The 15811-nt window shown below is 57.1% G+C and carries 23 protein-coding genes; 12 read left to right on the forward strand and 11 right to left on the reverse strand.

Annotated features, from left to right (window positions below; genetic code table 11):
* Positions 1–22 precede the first annotated feature (22 nt).
* Positions 23–1261, forward strand: a complete 1239-nt coding sequence (locus FZZ88_RS09970; RefSeq protein ID WP_166017026.1) for a cytochrome P450 — start codon at positions 23–25, stop codon at positions 1259–1261.
* Here the strand turns inward: FZZ88_RS09970 and FZZ88_RS09975 are convergent.
* From FZZ88_RS09975 to FZZ88_RS10005, 7 genes are all read right to left on the reverse strand, one after another.
* Positions 1243–1497: a hypothetical protein gene (locus FZZ88_RS09975; protein ID WP_115094127.1), complete on the reverse strand. Its 255-nt coding sequence runs from the start codon at positions 1495–1497 to the stop codon at positions 1243–1245. The two genes, FZZ88_RS09970 and FZZ88_RS09975, sit on opposite strands and share 19 nt — an antisense overlap.
* Positions 1498–1562: 65 nt before the next feature.
* Entirely contained in the window at positions 1563–1787 is a 225-nt protein-coding gene (locus FZZ88_RS09980) for a hypothetical protein (RefSeq protein ID WP_166017027.1), read from the reverse strand.
* A 12-nt stretch (positions 1788–1799) separates the two neighbouring features.
* Entirely contained in the window at positions 1800–2408 is a 609-nt protein-coding gene (locus tag FZZ88_RS09985) for a hypothetical protein (RefSeq protein WP_166017028.1), read from the reverse strand.
* Positions 2409–3014: 606 nt separating this feature from the next.
* Entirely contained in the window at positions 3015–3887 is an 873-nt protein-coding gene (locus FZZ88_RS09990) for a phycobilisome rod-core linker polypeptide (RefSeq protein WP_166017029.1), read from the reverse strand.
* Positions 3888–4084: 197 nt separating this feature from the next.
* Positions 4085–4318, reverse strand: coding sequence for a hypothetical protein (locus tag FZZ88_RS09995; protein WP_166017030.1), 234 nt, complete (start codon positions 4316–4318; stop codon positions 4085–4087).
* A 96-nt stretch (positions 4319–4414) separates the two neighbouring features.
* Positions 4415–5125, reverse strand: coding sequence for a response regulator transcription factor (locus FZZ88_RS10000; protein ID WP_166017031.1), 711 nt, complete (start codon positions 5123–5125; stop codon positions 4415–4417).
* A gap of 25 nt (positions 5126–5150) precedes the next feature.
* Positions 5151–5336, reverse strand: coding sequence for a hypothetical protein (locus FZZ88_RS10005; protein ID WP_166017340.1), 186 nt, complete (start codon positions 5334–5336; stop codon positions 5151–5153).
* Between the two features lie 258 nt (positions 5337–5594).
* Between FZZ88_RS10005 and FZZ88_RS10010 the strand changes: the two genes are divergently transcribed.
* Positions 5595–6314 carry a class I SAM-dependent methyltransferase gene (locus FZZ88_RS10010; protein WP_166017033.1) on the forward strand — a complete coding sequence of 240 codons (720 nt, stop codon included), beginning with the start codon at positions 5595–5597 and terminating at the stop codon, positions 6312–6314.
* Here FZZ88_RS10010 and FZZ88_RS10015 read toward each other — a convergent pair.
* Complete coding sequence (locus FZZ88_RS10015; RefSeq protein WP_206339137.1) at positions 6308–6493, reverse strand: hypothetical protein; 186 nt, start codon at positions 6491–6493, stop codon at positions 6308–6310. The two genes, FZZ88_RS10010 and FZZ88_RS10015, sit on opposite strands and share 7 nt — an antisense overlap.
* A gap of 97 nt (positions 6494–6590) precedes the next feature.
* On the opposite strand from FZZ88_RS10015, the gene FZZ88_RS10020 reads away from it, so the two are divergent.
* The 3 genes from FZZ88_RS10020 to FZZ88_RS10030 are packed head-to-tail and all read left to right on the forward strand — an operon-like array spanning position 6591 to position 8069.
* Positions 6591–7073 (forward strand): hypothetical protein, encoded by a 483-nt coding sequence (locus tag FZZ88_RS10020; protein ID WP_166017034.1) that lies wholly within the window; start codon positions 6591–6593, stop codon positions 7071–7073.
* Positions 7057–7425, forward strand: a complete 369-nt coding sequence (locus tag FZZ88_RS10025) for a hypothetical protein (RefSeq protein ID WP_166017035.1) — start codon at positions 7057–7059, stop codon at positions 7423–7425. The genes FZZ88_RS10020 and FZZ88_RS10025 overlap by 17 nt, the downstream gene beginning before the upstream one ends.
* On the forward strand, positions 7425–8069 hold the full coding sequence (locus tag FZZ88_RS10030) for an HD domain-containing protein (RefSeq protein ID WP_166017036.1): 645 nt from the start codon (positions 7425–7427) through the stop codon (positions 8067–8069). Before FZZ88_RS10025 ends, FZZ88_RS10030 begins: the two co-directional genes overlap by 1 nt.
* A 60-nt stretch (positions 8070–8129) precedes the next feature.
* Here FZZ88_RS10030 and FZZ88_RS10035 read toward each other — a convergent pair whose 3' ends face one another.
* Complete coding sequence (locus FZZ88_RS10035) at positions 8130–8435, reverse strand: hypothetical protein (RefSeq protein ID WP_166017037.1); 306 nt, start codon at positions 8433–8435, stop codon at positions 8130–8132.
* 152 nt (positions 8436–8587) lie between these two features.
* On the opposite strand from FZZ88_RS10035, the gene FZZ88_RS10040 reads away from it, so the two are divergent.
* Genes FZZ88_RS10040 through FZZ88_RS10050 form a run of 3 tightly spaced genes read left to right on the forward strand, consistent with a single transcriptional unit; the run spans position 8588 to position 12697 of the window.
* Entirely contained in the window at positions 8588–10027 is a 1440-nt protein-coding gene (locus FZZ88_RS10040; RefSeq protein ID WP_166017038.1) for a site-specific DNA-methyltransferase, read from the forward strand.
* Positions 10028–10030: 3 nt separating this feature from the next.
* Positions 10031–11848, forward strand: a complete 1818-nt coding sequence (locus FZZ88_RS10045) for a DEAD/DEAH box helicase family protein (RefSeq protein ID WP_166017039.1) — start codon at positions 10031–10033, stop codon at positions 11846–11848.
* 3 nt (positions 11849–11851) lie between these two features.
* A complete protein-coding gene (locus FZZ88_RS10050; RefSeq protein ID WP_166017040.1) occupies positions 11852–12697 on the forward strand; it encodes a hypothetical protein in 846 nt (281 codons plus the stop codon).
* Here FZZ88_RS10050 and FZZ88_RS10055 read toward each other — a convergent pair.
* Entirely contained in the window at positions 12694–13455 is a 762-nt protein-coding gene (locus FZZ88_RS10055) for a hypothetical protein (protein WP_166017041.1), read from the reverse strand. The genes FZZ88_RS10050 and FZZ88_RS10055 overlap by 4 nt on opposite strands.
* Positions 13456–13570: 115 nt before the next feature.
* Between FZZ88_RS10055 and FZZ88_RS10060 the strand changes: the two genes are divergently transcribed.
* Positions 13571–13744, forward strand: coding sequence for a hypothetical protein (locus tag FZZ88_RS10060; RefSeq protein ID WP_166017042.1), 174 nt, complete (start codon positions 13571–13573; stop codon positions 13742–13744).
* Between the two features lie 238 nt (positions 13745–13982).
* Positions 13983–14210, forward strand: a complete 228-nt coding sequence (locus FZZ88_RS10065) for a hypothetical protein (RefSeq protein ID WP_166017043.1) — start codon at positions 13983–13985, stop codon at positions 14208–14210.
* 318 nt (positions 14211–14528) lie between these two features.
* Here the strand turns inward: FZZ88_RS10065 and FZZ88_RS10070 are convergent, their stop codons facing one another.
* Positions 14529–14699 carry a hypothetical protein gene (locus tag FZZ88_RS10070; protein ID WP_166017044.1) on the reverse strand — a complete coding sequence of 57 codons (171 nt, stop codon included), beginning with the start codon at positions 14697–14699 and terminating at the stop codon, positions 14529–14531.
* A 414-nt stretch (positions 14700–15113) separates the two neighbouring features.
* On the opposite strand from FZZ88_RS10070, the gene FZZ88_RS10075 reads away from it, so the two are divergent.
* Positions 15114–15290 carry a hypothetical protein gene (locus FZZ88_RS10075; RefSeq protein ID WP_166017046.1) on the forward strand — a complete coding sequence of 59 codons (177 nt, stop codon included), beginning with the start codon at positions 15114–15116 and terminating at the stop codon, positions 15288–15290.
* A gap of 141 nt (positions 15291–15431) precedes the next feature.
* Positions 15432–15587 carry a hypothetical protein gene (locus FZZ88_RS10080; RefSeq protein WP_166017047.1) on the forward strand — a complete coding sequence of 52 codons (156 nt, stop codon included), beginning with the start codon at positions 15432–15434 and terminating at the stop codon, positions 15585–15587.
* Positions 15588–15811: the final 224 nt, after the last annotated feature.

Here is a 15811-nt window from a genome sequence, read left to right on the forward strand (position 1 = left end):
CAGCCATTCCCCCACTGCTGCGATGACGACCATTCCCCTCCCCAGCACGGGCGCCATGAGCGGACTGGGGGAAACCCTGGCGTTCTTCACTCAAGCCGACTTTGCCCAACGGCGGTTCCAGGCCTACGGCGATGTGTTCGAAACCAAGCTGCTGGCCCAGCGCATGGTGTTCATCCGTGGTGAACGGGCCATCGCCGACCTGCTGGGCCAGGGCGATGCCCTGGAGGGTTGGTGGCCCGACAGTGTGCAGCAACTGCTGGGCAGCAAGTCGCTGGCGAACCGCAATGGCACAGGCCACAAAGCGCGCCGGCGGGTGGTGGGGCAACTGTTCTCCAGCGCTGCTCTGGCGCGCTACACCCCTTCGATTCAGCAGTTGGTGGAAGAGCTGTGCCAGGAGCTGGTCACCGCCGAGAAACCTTTGCCGCTGGCGGCACGGATGCGCCGCTTCGCCTTTGCGGTGATTGCCACCACGGTGCTGGGGCTGGATGGCGCTAGCCGCGATGCCCTGTTCGCCGACTTCGAGATCTGGACTCGGGCCCTGTTCTCGATTCCGCTGGCGATCCCGGGAACACCCTTCGCCAAAGCCGTGGCCGCACGTCAGCGTCTGTTGCAGCGGATCAAGGCTGAGCTGCAACGGGACAGCAAGGCAGGGGGCCTTGATCTCCTGAGTGGCGGACTGGATGAAGCAGGCATCCCCCTGGACGATGACGACCTGGCCGAGCAACTGCTGCTGCTGCTGTTCGCCGGCTACGAAACCACCGCATCGTCACTGAGCTGCCTGTTTCGAGCGCTGCTGCTGAACCCGGAAATCGAAACCTGGTTGCGGGAGGGACTAGCTGAAAGCGTGACGTCGCCGCGGCTGGATGCCACGGTGCTGGAAGTGATGCGGCTGACGCCTCCGGTGGGAGGGTTCTTCCGGCGCAGCCTGGCGCCGATCGCCCTGGCGGGGGTCGCCATTCCGCAGGGCAGCGTGGTTCAGGTGGTGCTGAGCCCGGCATCCGACAACGACGACGCCGACCTTGCGGCATTCCGGCCGCAACGGCACCTGGATGGATCTTTTGGGCAAACGTTGTTGCCCTTCGGCGGCGGCGAGCGGGTCTGCCTTGGCAAGGCCCTCGCTGAACTGGAGATCCGCCTAATGGCGGTTGGCTTGCTCCAGGCGGTGGAGCTGCAGCTGCAGCCAGATCAAGACCTGGCGCTGCAGCTGATTCCCAGCCCCAGCCCGAAGGACGGCCTGCTGGTTCAGGCGGCAGCGCGGTGACGACGGCGGCCCAGAGGCTCGATCCAATCCACCAACACCTCCTGGTGGCGCAGCATCGGTTCCGGCAGACGGCAACCGAGGTTGATCTCTCCTTGATCCATCAGGCGACCCAGCCGAATGGCAGCGGCCTCCTCCGGACGGTCAAAACTGCTCTGGTGCGAGGTCAGCCAGCTCACCTCATGCTCGGTGATCACCCCGGTGGAAAGGCTCTCGAGGAAAATTTCTCCGACAGTCATGAGAGTCGTGTAACGAATTCGTTACATCCTGGCGCGCCCGGCCAGGAGTCGCGACTCCGATCAGCTCAAGCCAGCCACTGGTCGGCATCCATCACCTTCTTGATCAGGAGACCGAGGCGCTTGAACTCAGCGAAGTTCACATCCTTCACCGCCTGATCGAGGCCGCAGTCGACCCAGGAACCATCGCTCTTCTCCTCAATGGTGAAGTCCTGCTCGAGGCTGTCGCGGCGGATCCGATAGGTGATGCCGTCCTCGTGGAGGAAGTCGGCGGAAACCAGCTGAAGACCCATCAATCCCTCGCGTTAATCCAGCGATGGTGCCGCGAAAGTGTCAGCTACCGCAACAATCCAGCGGGCCGCTGCAGCTGTCACCTGTTCCTTGGTGACGCTGAACTCAAGATCGTGACCCTGCTCGAGCAGATCGGGAATGATCGTTTGCCAGGCCATGCCAGCGGCACTGGCATTGAGATCGCCGATCAGCACAAAAGCCTTGGCCGCCCCGGTGACGGCATCGGTGTACTCAGGATTGGCACTCACCTTGCTGCGGTACCAGTCACCCACCTGATCACGCTGGGCCTTGCTGAGGAACGGCGGAGCACCGACGAGATAAGCATCGAGCACGAGCATCGGGCTGGGCACACTTCTGCCGGGGTGCTTGAGCTCGAACCAGGCCTGGCCAATGGAAGCGGCATCGGGCCAATGGCAGAGGATCGCGGCGTCCTGACTGTCGAGAGTCCGCTGGGTTGCCAACTGATCAATGCGCTCAAGCAGGGCAGGCCCAGTGAGCGGCGGTTCACTTCGGGCGTGCTCGGCCCGCACTTCATTGATGGCTTCGGCGACCGCAGCCTCATTGCCGCTGAGCTGCTCAAGAGCGCGCTTGAGATTGGCGTCGGCGTCGGCTGGGCTGGCCAAGGAGCATCAGGCAGGGGCATTAACCAAGATCTCATCTCCGCTTCAGGCGCTGACGGGAAAGAGAAAGGGAGCGACTGCCGAAAGCAAGCCTGGGCAAGAAATCCACTCAAGAATCAAGCAACAGCCCAACATCACCAACTCCGATGGCGAACGCATGCCATCGGAGCGAGAACAGATCCACTACTGATAATTTTCCACTTGCAAGTTATATCCAGAAACCAAAAGACTTTTATCAAGACAGGTCTCAAATGGAAATTTTGGCGACGAATACTTGATCAATCGCAGATGAACATCAACAGGCGCATAGCCATTCTGCAGGCATTGTTGAAAAAATTTAGTCACCGCAACTTCGAGCAATTGTGTTTCAAAGAGAGCAGTCACCTGGCCACTCTCGTGCACCAAGAGCCCGAAGTAATGCATCAAACGATTCAAGAGCGACGAGATCTTACGGAAGCGTGGATCATTTTCAATGAGTATTCATACCCAGGAGCGGCCCAATGGGCCTGAGGCCACGCCAGCGGCTCAGCAGCGCCGCCATTAAAAAAGGGCAAGAGAGTTAGCTCTCCTGCCCTTATTTCTCAGCTCAGTGCTGCAAGCAGCAATGAATCAGAAGCGGCCGTAGTTGAACTTGCCGCCATACATCCGACGGTAAGCAGCGTTGCGGGGGTTGCTGACTGCATTCGTGTAGGAGAAGCCACCACGATCGCTGTCGTCTGCGTAGACGGCAGCAGCAGCAAAGGAACCGAGATCCATGCTGAAACGCTTCACCAAAGAAGGACCGGTGTACATGGCGTTTTCAGAGCTGGCATTTGCCGGAGTGATTTCGGCCATGCCAACAAAGGTGGAGCAGGAAGCCCGTGCTTCCGACTTAAAACCACGCAGGTAGGGAACCGTGTCAGTTCCGAAGGTTTCGAGATACTCCTCAGAGCGGACGAGGCTGTCGACGAAAGCGTCGAAGCCCTCTTCAGCGATCAGCTGAATGCCAGCACTCACTTCCTTCTGATTGATGGGAGGACGCCCCAGCAGGTGCTTGGTGGTGAGCTCGATGCCGCGCATGGGAGACACGGCGTGGAAAAACTTCTGCTTGTAGAGCTCAGATTTGACCAGGCCGGCCATGAAGCCCTGCACATTGATGCGGCCATCACAAAGGAAGGCCTCCAGTGAGACGAGACGCTGGTTGGAGGAGATGCCGATGTTGCCGAACACCTGCTTATAACCCGCGGTGATGGCAGCTTCCAGAGCCTGGCTGCCCGTTGAGGCATAGGAGTGGTTAATCGCCGAGAAGGGGCACTCCTCATGGATCCGAGGGCCCATGCCAATGCCCATAGCGGCGCATTGGTTTTGCTTGTACTCAGCAGGTGTGGATGCCGCCTTGCCCTTGTTGGAGCTGGCACTTTTGGCTGCGTCCACGGAGTTCGCAAAGGCGAAGGACACCCGCTGTTCGTGGGTGAAATCCCGCTTGTACTTCAGGGCTGGCATCCGAGGAAACAGTGAAATCAGATCAAAGATATGGCGATCTCTTAATTGTTGGAGATGAACTTAGTAATAGTTAAAAGCTGGGTTGCTCGCCCCAATGGCGTTGGCTGACTCACCCCACAACGAAGGCCTGGTCTCGCTCAAAACGCAGCGTCGCCAAGGGCTCTTGATCAACCGCAGCCAATGGTTGAAATTGAATCTCAACCGCCGTTGCAGTAACGAACAGCTTCAGACTGAGACCTGCCCTCAGCCACAACGGTTTCAACGCAGCCATTGAAAAGCTTGCTCTCCTGCTTCACGGCACACAAACCGATGGCGATGGCGGCCAACGACAAGGCAGAAACGACCGTCGCTGAAATCTGAATCACGCCATAGGCGAGCATCGCCCGCTTCTTGCCGCCGCAGGACTGCTGGTTGCTGGATTCGTCGGCCATGAAACAAAGCTCGTTGTCGGGAGCCTATGGATCAGGCAATGGCGTCTGGGGAGCCATCGCGGACGTGATCTCCGAACAAGGATTCGGCCGTGTGGTTCAGCCGAGGGGATCGATCAAGCCATAAAGCAGGGCCATCACCGCGAGCTGGGTGCGATCAGCAGCACCAAGTTTGTCTTTGGCATTCATCACATGGGTCTTCACCGTTTCCACGGAGATGCCAAGGCTGCTGCCAACCCCCTGGTTGGTGAGACCTCGGGCCACCCCCGCCACCACCTCCAGCTCCCGCTCGGTGAGGTCTTCAATCAACGCGGGCAGATTTGGGTTCGGCGCCTGGGCCGCGCCAAGGCTACGAATCTCCTCGGGGAAATACACGCCTCCTTCAGCGAGGGTGTGGAGGGCCTGAACGAAATCACCCTTGCCCGTGCCGAGGCTTGATTTGAAGATCACGGCGTCGGCATAGGCCTCCATCGCCTCCTGCACCACAGCCTGGGTTTCGCGCACCAGCACGATCAGGAGCTGACAGGTGGGTAGCTCCGCCTTCACGCGCCGCAGCAGGTTCATGCCGTAGCCGGTCTCCAGATCCGCACTGCAGATCAGCAGGCTCGGCCGGGTGCGCAGCACCAACTCGAAGCCCTCCTCCTCGGTGGTGGCGGCGCCCACCACGGCACGGCGAATCGGCTCCGCCAGGCAGAGACAGGTGAGGGTGAGGCGGTCACCGCAGCAGACCACCACCCGCTGGTTCTGAAAGAACTGCGCCGTCGCTTCGATGGCTTCATGCAACGCACGCGACTCGAGCCGCAGCTCCATTCCAAGACCTTTAGATACCCTCCTTTTAGCGGCGTTTGGATGGCTCAGCTGCAGAGCCATCACTGCAGCTATCCCGACGGACAACGCCACGAATGCATTGGGGATAGCGCTCACGCCCCAATCGCCAGGCCTGGGCGGCATCGGCCACCTGCACCGTTTCGGTCTGCAGCTCGCCCTTGCGCTGAAGGATCAAGTCGTAAACCGGGGGCATAGGAAGCAATGGCAAGCTTCCTTATTGAGCCCCAACAGTAGAAGAATCACATCCCTCAGTTGGGGGAGAAATCGCAGCGAGACCATCCCTCAGACGAGGGATAGCGCCAGCAGGCACCGTTGCTGGCTGACACGAGGGCGCTGGCTGCCAAGACTGCTGTCAGGTTGGGAGCCGATGGGGTGCACAAAGGCATCGGCAACCTCCAGGGCTGAATCGCACAAAGCAACCAAGATTGGGAAAGCTCCATCGCGATGGCCCATGCCCTCCCTTGATTTCGATGGCGAGTACGGCCGCACCTATCGCAAGAGCATTCAAGACTCCATTCCCGGCCACGACGTTCTGCACGAGATCGCCAGAGCAGCGATCAAGGCCACAGCAAGCGATGCCAAGCAGGTGCTGGTGGTGGGCCCAGGCCCCGGTGATGAACTTCCAAACCTTCTCAACGCCTGCGCTGATGCTGAGCTGACGGTGCTCGAGCCCAGTGAGCTGATGCTGGAGCAATGCCGCAAAACCCTTTCGGATCAACCCGGCAGCAGCCGCTGCCGGTTGATGCCCTGCACCCTGAACGCGGCGCTCGAGGGCGAACTGAACGGCGCCCGGTTTGATCTGGTGGTGTGCCACAACGTGCTTCACCTGCTGCCCAGCGACGAGCAGAACGCGATGTTGCGCGAACTGACGCAGTGCACCGCTGATGGTGGCGTGTTGTTGCTGAGCGCCTACAGCGAAGCGGAGGAGGGCGAGAGCCAACGCGAAGTGTTCAATGTGGCGTGGCAACGGCTTGTCGACCGGGGCGTTCCTGAAGACCGGCTTGAAAAAATCAGGGACAGCCGCAACAAGGTGGTGTTCTCCCTTGATGCCAGCCGGGTCGCGGCTGTGCTGGAGCAAGCCGGTTGGCGTTCACCTCTGCAGCTCTATCAGGGATTGTTCATCCGCCTCTGGCTATGCCGAGCTGAGGGTCAGGCTGAAGCCACTCAGTAGGAGACGTAGGCCTTCAGATGCCTCGCCAGGGTCTGCACCAAACGGCTGCGGGCCCGGCGGGAACTCCAGCCCATGTGGGGTCTGACCAACAGATTCGGGGTATCCAGCAAGGCCTCAATCCGGGCAACGAAAGCCGCGAAGGCCTTCTTCAGGTTTACCGAAGCCAATGCTTCTTCCATCCCTCAGTTGAGGGAGACACCCCAACCAAACCATCCCTGAGATGCGGGAGGTGATGCCAGAGCAATCGAAAGAAGGTTGTGGTGTTGCAAAGCATCGATGCCAGAACTCTTGCCAACAGGCCATTTCCCAGTTGATCCGGTTGCTCTGGATCGAGACGACCTGAACCAGACCTATTGCGAGCTAAGGAACAGCTACAAGTCGGTGATGATCAGCCGCGGCGTCTTCCGAAGCAAAGCCGATCAGAACCGTGCGGCGATGCGGGAACTGGAAAGCAAGCTGCGAGCAATTGCCGAACGCGAAGCCAGCGTCCGCCAAGAGGCCTATGAAATGCTCGAAATCGTGACCAATGTGGTGGGCGAACTGGAGGATGCCGGCGATTCCCTGGTGAATGAATTCGGCGCTTATCAACTCGGCCGCCGCGGCTATCAAGGGGGTGCCTTCATCGGCAGATTGATCAAGGCCGTGATTCGCTTCATCAACCGCTGGACGTCGACCAAACAGCAACTGACGGCGATGGTCGATAAACAGCAAGCCATGCAAGCAACCCTCACGGAAGGAGCCGATGGGACGGATCACTGACGCCCTCCGGGCCACCCTCAAGACCGTTGCCGAATCAGATGCTCGGGCGCTGCGCGACCTCGATCAGGAGTTGCGCCGTGTTTCTGATGCAGAGCAACCAACGTCGCCGTCGCTTCCAGGACAGGTGGATGCCAAAGCGTTGCTCGGAGAAGGCAGCTTCCACCAACAAACGGTCGCGAATCTCAAGCGCCTCTGCAAAGTCAATGGCATCACTGGCTATTCCAAGTTGAAGAAGGCGGAGCTTTGCCAAGCCCTGGAGGCCAGAGGTGTTCAATCACCACCGCCACCCTTGGAGAGCTTCAGCAAGAAGCAACTGGTGGCCATGTTGAAAACCGTTTTGGGGATGAAGTGATGACCATCACCCCCCGCTACGGCGAAGCCCTGCAGTGGGCCGACGCGCTGCATCGCAACCAACGCCGCAAAGGCAAACCGATCCCCTACATCTCCCACTTGATCAGCGTCAGCGCTTTGGTGTGGGAAGACGGCGGCACTGAAGATCAAGCGATCGCAGCGTTGCTGCACGACGCCATCGAAGACGCCGGCCAAAGCCATGGTTCGATCGCCGAACGCTTCGGTGGTGCGGTGGCCGACATCGTGCGTGACTGCACCGACACCTCTCCCGACGCAGCGCCTGGCGTGAAAGAGCCGTGGTTGTTGCGCAAAACCCGCTATCTCGCGTCACTGGCCGGCAAACCGTTGAGCTCCCTGCTGGTGACGGCTGCCGACAAGGCCCACAACGCCGGCGACATGGTGCTGGATTCCCGCCGCGATCCCGCCATGTGGAGCAAGTTCAATGCCGGCCTCGATGGCAGTGCCTGGTATTTGCTGCGGATGCATCAGGCGTTGGTGGATCGCCTCCCCGAAAGCCGCTCGGTGGAGCGCCTAGGTGAAGCCGTGAACGACATCCTCAACAGCAGCACTTATCAAAAGCTGGTACCTGAGGAAGCCACAGCCAAAACCTGGGCCCTGGCCTACCCGCTGCGGCATCGCCCCTGAGCCTCAGCTGAAACCCATTGGTGTTGGTGAGGCCCTAAGCAAGGGTTTAACCCAGAGAGCTCAATCCAACTCGCCGGCTTCGAGCTTCTTCCGAATCGCTCGCAACAGATCGCGGATCCACTCCTCATTGGTGGACATCCCGCCGCTGTGGCGAACACGGCGCGCTTCAAAGAACAAGCTGCAGCGCAGCTCGGTGAGCGTGGAGGGAGTTCCTTGGTTTGCCAAATCGGCGCATGGCTCAAAGCCACCCATCACCTCGTAGCCGTTGATGGTGTGCGCGAAGCGCTCCCAACCCCCAAGGTCTTCTTCTGGATCAGGAATGCGTTCCAGCACCAACCGCTCGTTCGGGATCAAATGCAGTGGCATACCCAATCCAGGGGAGGTGACCTGAGCTTCGGTGGCAACAACAACAAAGGCATCCCTCAGTTGAGGGATTGGATGACCCCAAAAGATCACTCAATCAGGGGATTTAGAAACAAGCCAACTTTTTGAAGATGAATGCAAGCAGAAGCTTGTAAATGACAACCGCTACAGCAACGAAAAAAGCAACAACATTCGAACACGTTAATCGCCTCTGCTATGGCGACAACCTCGACACTCTAAGAACGTTGCCAAGTGAAAGCGTTGGTCTGATTTATTTGGATCCTCCCTATAACTCAAAGCGTGTTTACAACTGCAGCTTCGGCGCTAAGGCTCAGGCCAAGGCATTTGACGACAACTGGTCATGGGGACAAGAGAAAGTCCGCTGGCTCAATGACATCAATGATCGAAACAAGAATGTTTGGTGTCTGCTGAACTGCTTGATGAAAACCTTCAAGCGGAATGACGGATTGCCTGCCTATTTGGTGGCGATGACGGTGCGTCTGATTGAGATGCATCGTGTTCTGAAAAGTACTGGCAGTATTTATTTGCATGTTGATCCCACCGCCAGTCACTACTTGAAACTAGTGATGGATCAGATTTTTGGCGGTGGAAATTATCAGAATGAGTTGATTTGGCATTACGGGGGAGGTGGAGCCTCAAAGACTAGATTCGCCCGAAAACACGACGTAATCTTTTGGTACTCAAAAAGTAAATCTTGGACCTTTAACTGTGACGCTGTTAGAGAGCCTTACAAGTGGGACAAAGGACAGAAGAGGGCAGATGGGTCTGAGCGTGATTACAGCAAGGGAAAGATTCCAGATGATGTTATTCATATGAATGGCCTTATGCCCTGGGCAAAAGAGTCCACTGGCTATGACACTCAAAAGCCCTTGGCTTTACTTGACCGGATCATTAAGGCCAGCTCTAACGAAGGCGATATTGTTCTCGATCCCTATATGGGTTCTGGTACCACCATCGAGGCAGCTGCAAAGCTCGGCCGCAACTGGATTGGGATGGACGTCACCCACCATGCAGTGGCATGCACCGCGGCACGGCTAGAAGCCAATCTTGACCTTGAGGAAGATGATATTCCTGTGATTGGAGTGCCGTTTGATCTTGAATCTGCCCGTCATCTTCGTGATGCAGACCGTACTCAATACGACGCCTGGGCGATCCTCAACCTAAAGGCCGCTCCCCACGAGGAAAAGAGTGGTCGCCTGATTGGCATTCGTGAATTTAAAGATTGGCGCGAAAGTCGAACTGTTGATGGCACTGCCATTTATGTCACTTCAAATGATGAGCCGCCATCGGTCACAGATGTTGACCGTCTTGAGCATCTGATGAAGCACCATAAGGCAGACCTTGGGTTCTTGGTTGCCTTCACCATGCCCGATGAATTCACCCTCAAGCGAATTGAGCGACTTGGAGAAGTACGCCAGAACAATGGCCGCCATGTGATCCCCAAGGTTCAAGTCATCACAGTTGAGCAGATCGTTGAAGGTGGTGCTTCTGCAACCAAGATCTTCGATGTCAGTCGTCAGCAACGTCGCAAAAAGATTCTTTCGGGTGAATCGCAAATTGCCTTGGAGGTCTGATTCATGAATCGCCTCTTTGCTGGGCTGCAGCGTACGCAGCTCTACATCAAATCCAATGGCCGCTGCGCCATGTGTGGCTGCTTACTCAACCCAGCCAAATGGGAAGCCGATCACATCCAGCCCTGGTCCAAAGGTGGACCTACAGAACAACTCAACGGACAAGCCCTTTGTATTCCTTGCCATCAATCCAAAATGACCACCCATCCAGTTGAACAGTATTTGCCTCAAAAAATTGAATTGCGGAAGTGGCAGCAGGAATTTGCCCAGCGGTTTCTTGATTTTGCGGGCACCCAGGCTTTTCTTGACCCCAATGACAGGAAGGCGTTCATCCTGAATGCATTTCCAGGATCAGGAAAAACGATTGCCCAGTTGGCCGTTGCCAAGTATTTGATCTCCACCGGTCTGTGCGACTGGTTCACGGTCGTTGTTCCATCCGACAAGCTTCGTTCCGACTTCGTCCAGGTCGCTGAGATGTTCGGCTTGCGCCTCTACGGCGGCACGGCTCTCAACGTCAATTTCAATGTCCACCACGGCGTTGTCCTCACCTATCAACAGCTTTCATCCGAGACCCGCACCAGTCAGATCGCTGTTTGGACCAAGTCCCACCGCACGTTTGTCACCGCTGATGAGATCCACCACCTGTCAGACAAGAACAGCTGGGGTGAAAACTTCGAGCTGGCGTTTGAAGAGTCGACGGTTCGGCTGCTGACGACGGGGACACCCTTCAGGAGCGATCACTCCCGCATCCCCTGGTGCAGCTACGTCCGTATTTCAGAACGCCTTGAAGAGCTGGATCTCAAGGGATCCCATGCCTACTCCTATGGCTACGACGATGCACTGACCGATGGTGTCGTACGAGAGGTCGACTTCCCCACCTGGAGTGGCCGAGTCCAGTGGCGCGTCAGTTCACCCGATGGAACGTCCACGGACTTCGATCACACCTTTGATGACGATCTGAAGGAGATCTATCCAGACCTCAGTGAGGCGGACGTCGAGAAGCTGATGAACCAGCGGAATCGCTTTGCCGTTGAAGCGGACACCCAATACATCCGCGATCAAATCATTGCGGCGGATCGAACGCTCCAAAGCATTCGCCAAACGCACCCGTGGGCAGGCGGCCTCATTGTTTGCCAGGTGCGTGAGCATGCCGATGCCATGGGCCGTCTGGTTGAGGAACTCACCGGTGAGAAGCCTGTGGTTGTGCACGGGGATGTGGAGGAAGCCAAAGACAAACTGCGCTGCTTCCAACAAGACACCACGCCAAGTCGTGAACGCTGGTTAATCACGGTTCAGATGGTCACCGAAGGCGTCGACATCAAGCACCTTCGCGTCTTGGTTTATGCCACGAACAAAACAGCCCCACTGTTCTGGACCCAGGTCTTGGGTCGCATCCTTCGGCATGAACCGGAGGCACCGCTGGATCAAACGGCGGTGTTCTATCAATACGGCGATGAACGATTGCGGGAATACGCCAAGCGCATCCATGAGGCGATTCAGACGCATCGCCAATTGAAGGAGGAGAAGCAACCTCGTGACCCTTCAGAACGTGGCGAGAACAACCCCGCGACCGTCGAGGGTCTTAGCGCCGAGGGAGAAGGGGACGTCCACATCTTTGGCGGCAAAGAGTATTCCGCTCAGGAGGTGGAAGCCCTTACGGCTTATGCGAACTCTCTTGGCATTCACCCCGTGAAGCTCATTGCCCTATTGGAGGCAGCTGGAGACACCAATTTCTGGGATGCGGCCTACAGAGCCAGAGACCAAGCCGATCAAGCGAAGGGACAGGCGGGGAATCAATCGGTTGATGACTCCATGGCGAGCTGACCCATGAAAGACAACAACGAACAACTTTCCGCCGCTAAGGCCGAATGGCTGCAAACCCTTGATTACGACTGCCGCGTCAACACGATCAACTACTGGGCCTTGCGGGACCAACTCCGCTTTGGTCGCCTGGAAGGTCTGGCAGCAAAGCTCTACGGCTTCATCAAGGTGCGTGGCTGGCAGAAGCTTGGGGTTTTCTCTCCCGATGGCCTCAAACGAACCGTCGCGACGTTCTCTTCCTTTGTGGATTGGTGTGGCGCGGACTATTCGGATGGTGGGCTGAAGCTGGCCCCTGGGGAACTCTTCCGCATCCTCACCAATTCGATTGAGTTCGAGCAGTCAGCTGATGCCGCCAAAGCATTGGTGCAAATCCTTGACCCCGCAACGCTCGAAGCCTGTTCAGACAGCTTCAGCAAGATCACGGCAGGCCATGCCTGCACCTACGGCGAGCACTGGGAAGAAGTGGAGCAAGTGATCGAGCAATCGATTCACAACCCGCCTCTGCAACTCAATCAAGAGGTGGTGGGTCCTGAGCCCACTAAACCCCGCGCCAATTCCATCCCTGCTGTTCTCGACAGGCTGCACCGCTATTCGTTGAGCCCAAAGCTCTGCAAGCAAAGGGGTACGACGCAGGCAGCGGTTAAAGACGCCTACCAGCAACTGCTCGATGGGTTGGTTCGACCCACAACTGCGCTTCGTATCGCTGGTCTGTTGCCACCCAGTAAGACAGCATCCAAGTCGATCTACATGGTCAACGACCCCAAGGAGGCTGCAAAGCGGATCCTCAAAGTCGTTGGTCAGAACAATGCTGCAGAGATCGCGGATCAGTTGAAGACGCTCTTGGCCTCTTAGTGCTGAATGGCCCGGATGCGAGGCAGGGCTGGCTGCAAACCAGCCACCTGCTTCGCAGCTTTGCCATGGGCATGGATGCCGATATTGGCCTTCTTGCCATTGCACAGCAGGCAGCGCTCACACTGCACGCGGTTATCGGTGAGCTGCGCCGGGCAGGTCTTCGAGCCTTCGATGACGGCGTCTGGAGCAAACACCCGAAAGGTTTTCCAGCCTTGGCTTTGCGCCATCTCCTCTTCCATCGCCGAATCCACCGACGCCATGAAGATGCCCTTGTAGTCGGCAGCAAACTCCTGGAACCACTGGTGGGTGTACCCCGTGTGGCCCTTGGCAAACATCAGCAGGTTCGCCACCACCGTGATCGGCATGAAGGCTGGATCGCCATAGGCGCCAAAGCGCACCACCCGGCCTTGCACCGCCTCCTCATAGGAGCTGATAGGCGCATAACCACCAGCTTTGTAGGTGCGCCAAATATTCGCTGGCGCCTGGCCCACGTTCACGTAGCAGGTGCGCTTGGTGCCGGAGCCGCGGTGGGGGCAGTTGCCGCAGATGCAGCTGTCTTGGCCTGTCTTCACCGCATCGAGCGGATGCAGATCCCGCGGCAGGATCCAGGTCTGCACCATGTCGCCGGTTTTACGGTTGCTGGAATGCAACGTCGCAATCGAGACGATCGGCTGGCCATCAAAGGGGCTCGGCCCTTCATGCAGCACATAGCCCTTGGCCATCCCTTCAACCCGCGCGCCTGCTTTGGAGGTAGCCATGGCCATGGCGCGAGGCCTCAATCCACAGGAATCCCTCAACTGATGGAGGGATTCATCCCACCAACTCCCTCAAGTGAGGGATGTGAAAGCCAGCTCTCTTCAAGACAGTGGGGGCATGCCTGCTGACAACACACCTCCCATTCGCAAACGCTTGGCAGCAGAAGCCAAGGGGGTTGCGACCGACCCCATCAACCTGGCCATAGCGCGCGAGGTGTTGCGGCGAGTGCGCGAGGGGGAGTTACCGGCCTCTGCAAATCAGCAGTCAGGTCAACCAAAGATCACCCCATGACCAACCTCACAACTCCTGGTGAGTGGGATTACAGGCCCAAACCCTTAACGGGGCCATCGCGAAAGCACGGTGAAGGACAAGAAAAAGACGTCATCACCGCCCCACCAGCGGCCGCCATATCCAGAAAGCCCCGCCCCTGTGGTGGGGCTTTCCCATGCAGATGCCAACCCGCCTTCGTGTCATTGGGCACAACACCCTTGCAATAGAGCCAGCAGATTGATGCTGTTGCTTCAAAGCTGTGGCCAGCCGGCTGCGTCGATCCCTGCTTCAACTCGGTGACCGAGTCACCCGTCGCGTGCCGCGATGGCCAGAAGGATCCTGGCCCGACGCCATGCAGCGCAGCCCGCGACGGGTACGAAGCTCAGCCAGGGATGTGATCAAAAGTAGCGCCAAAGCTGCGATTGATCTGGGCCGCCAGGCAGCACGCCTGGGGATGGAATCGATCAAAAGAACAAGCAACCGATGAATGGAAGCTTGTTGGTGCTGTCCGTTCTGCTGTTGATTGCTGGTGTGGCCTTGATCAGCCTGGGCTGAATAAGCACAATCACTCAACAAGACAAAACGGATCAATCGACGACCAAAATCAGAAAAAACGAGATCAGTTGATACAGATCACCATCCAGTTTTGCTCGATCGTTAGTTCAGCGAAGCCAGGTTCAAATGGAATTTCTGATTGCTAGTTGCTTCATCTTTCCGCTATCGGCGCTGTGGATCCAATCCCGGGAAGACGAGAACAACGAAGATGAGATGGACTTTCTTTGAGCCAACGACTTGGCCTTCGGGCTCAAGACCTGGATGACGGCAGCGCTGAGCCATTCAATTCATGGGCCAGAAGATCCTTGGCCAGCATCGTCAGAGCAACACCCATAAGTGCCAGAGCAATACCCTGATTTTCGTCTGAAGCAACAGCTACATTCCGGGATAATTCAAGATGTTTTTCCCAGGAAAAATGCATCAGATCCAGAGCTGCAAATGCTTTCTAAGGCCATAAGCCTTTGCGATCCGATTGATTAGCCGCATTCAGAAATGTTCTGTAACGGTGGCAATGTATTGAGCTGATCATAGTTCTCTCTAATCGGTTGCAAACACTACGGTTTCAATTTGCAGCACCAAAAGTTCTGGGTTACTTTCCGGTCGCAAAGCCACAAGCCAATGGAACCGATTGCGTTGACTCTGGGCCAGAAATTTGAAATCGAGAAATTTTCACGCGAGATCGACAACTCAAAGGATCTTCAGGCCCTCCGCAGTATTGCGAAAGACCTTTTGGTGGCCTGGAAACAACAGCAAGCCGCCTCGGACTGGATCATGCGCCAACCGAGAGATCTCTGAAGACAGCTTGTTTCGTTCAAAGCAAATGGAGGGCAACCAAATGATCACAACGATCGCGGTGGAAAGAGATGCTCTGCGCCTTTTGCACAAGGCGATTGCTGAGGCCTACGTCAGCTGGCCTGGGGGTGATGCAAACGAACAAGCCCTCCTGTTGGACATGAAGACCAAACTCTATGCAGCCTTAATGGATCACCTGTTCGAGTCTGATTCCAATTAAGCCTTTCCCAGCTGAAGCTGTTCATCCAGTCGATGTTGAACCGGCCTGGACTGCAGTCACTTCTTTTCTACGAAGCGGTAAAAAAACTCATGTTGAACACGGCGCAATGGCAACAGACTGAACCCGCCCGCGGAGCTCGACATGCAAACCGATCGCTCCCGCCTACGTGAACTCGAGATTCGTGTCGCCAACCCGCAGCACTGGAGTGCGGGCGAAAACGAGATCAATGTTGAAAATCTGAGGCAGTTGCGCTTTCAGATCGACGATCAACTCAAGAAACTGCGCCAGCATTCATAAACCTGCGCCTCAACGCAATCAGACAAGAGCCGATCAACACCCCGAAGCCAACGGAACCGGCAGGCCCGCTCTTGTTTCAGCGCCCCACCAAAAGGCGATCACCCTCACGGACTGGACGACGAATACTCGACTCCTGATCAGCGACCCTGATTCGGAGCAAAACCCTTCCAGGCCAATTGTTCATTAACGAACAGGAGGCCAAGCGGAGCGAATATTTACACAAA

The sequence above is a fragment of the Synechococcus sp. PH41509 genome (genome assembly GCF_020514285.1).
Classification (GTDB): domain Bacteria; phylum Cyanobacteriota; class Cyanobacteriia; order PCC-6307; family Cyanobiaceae; genus Parasynechococcus.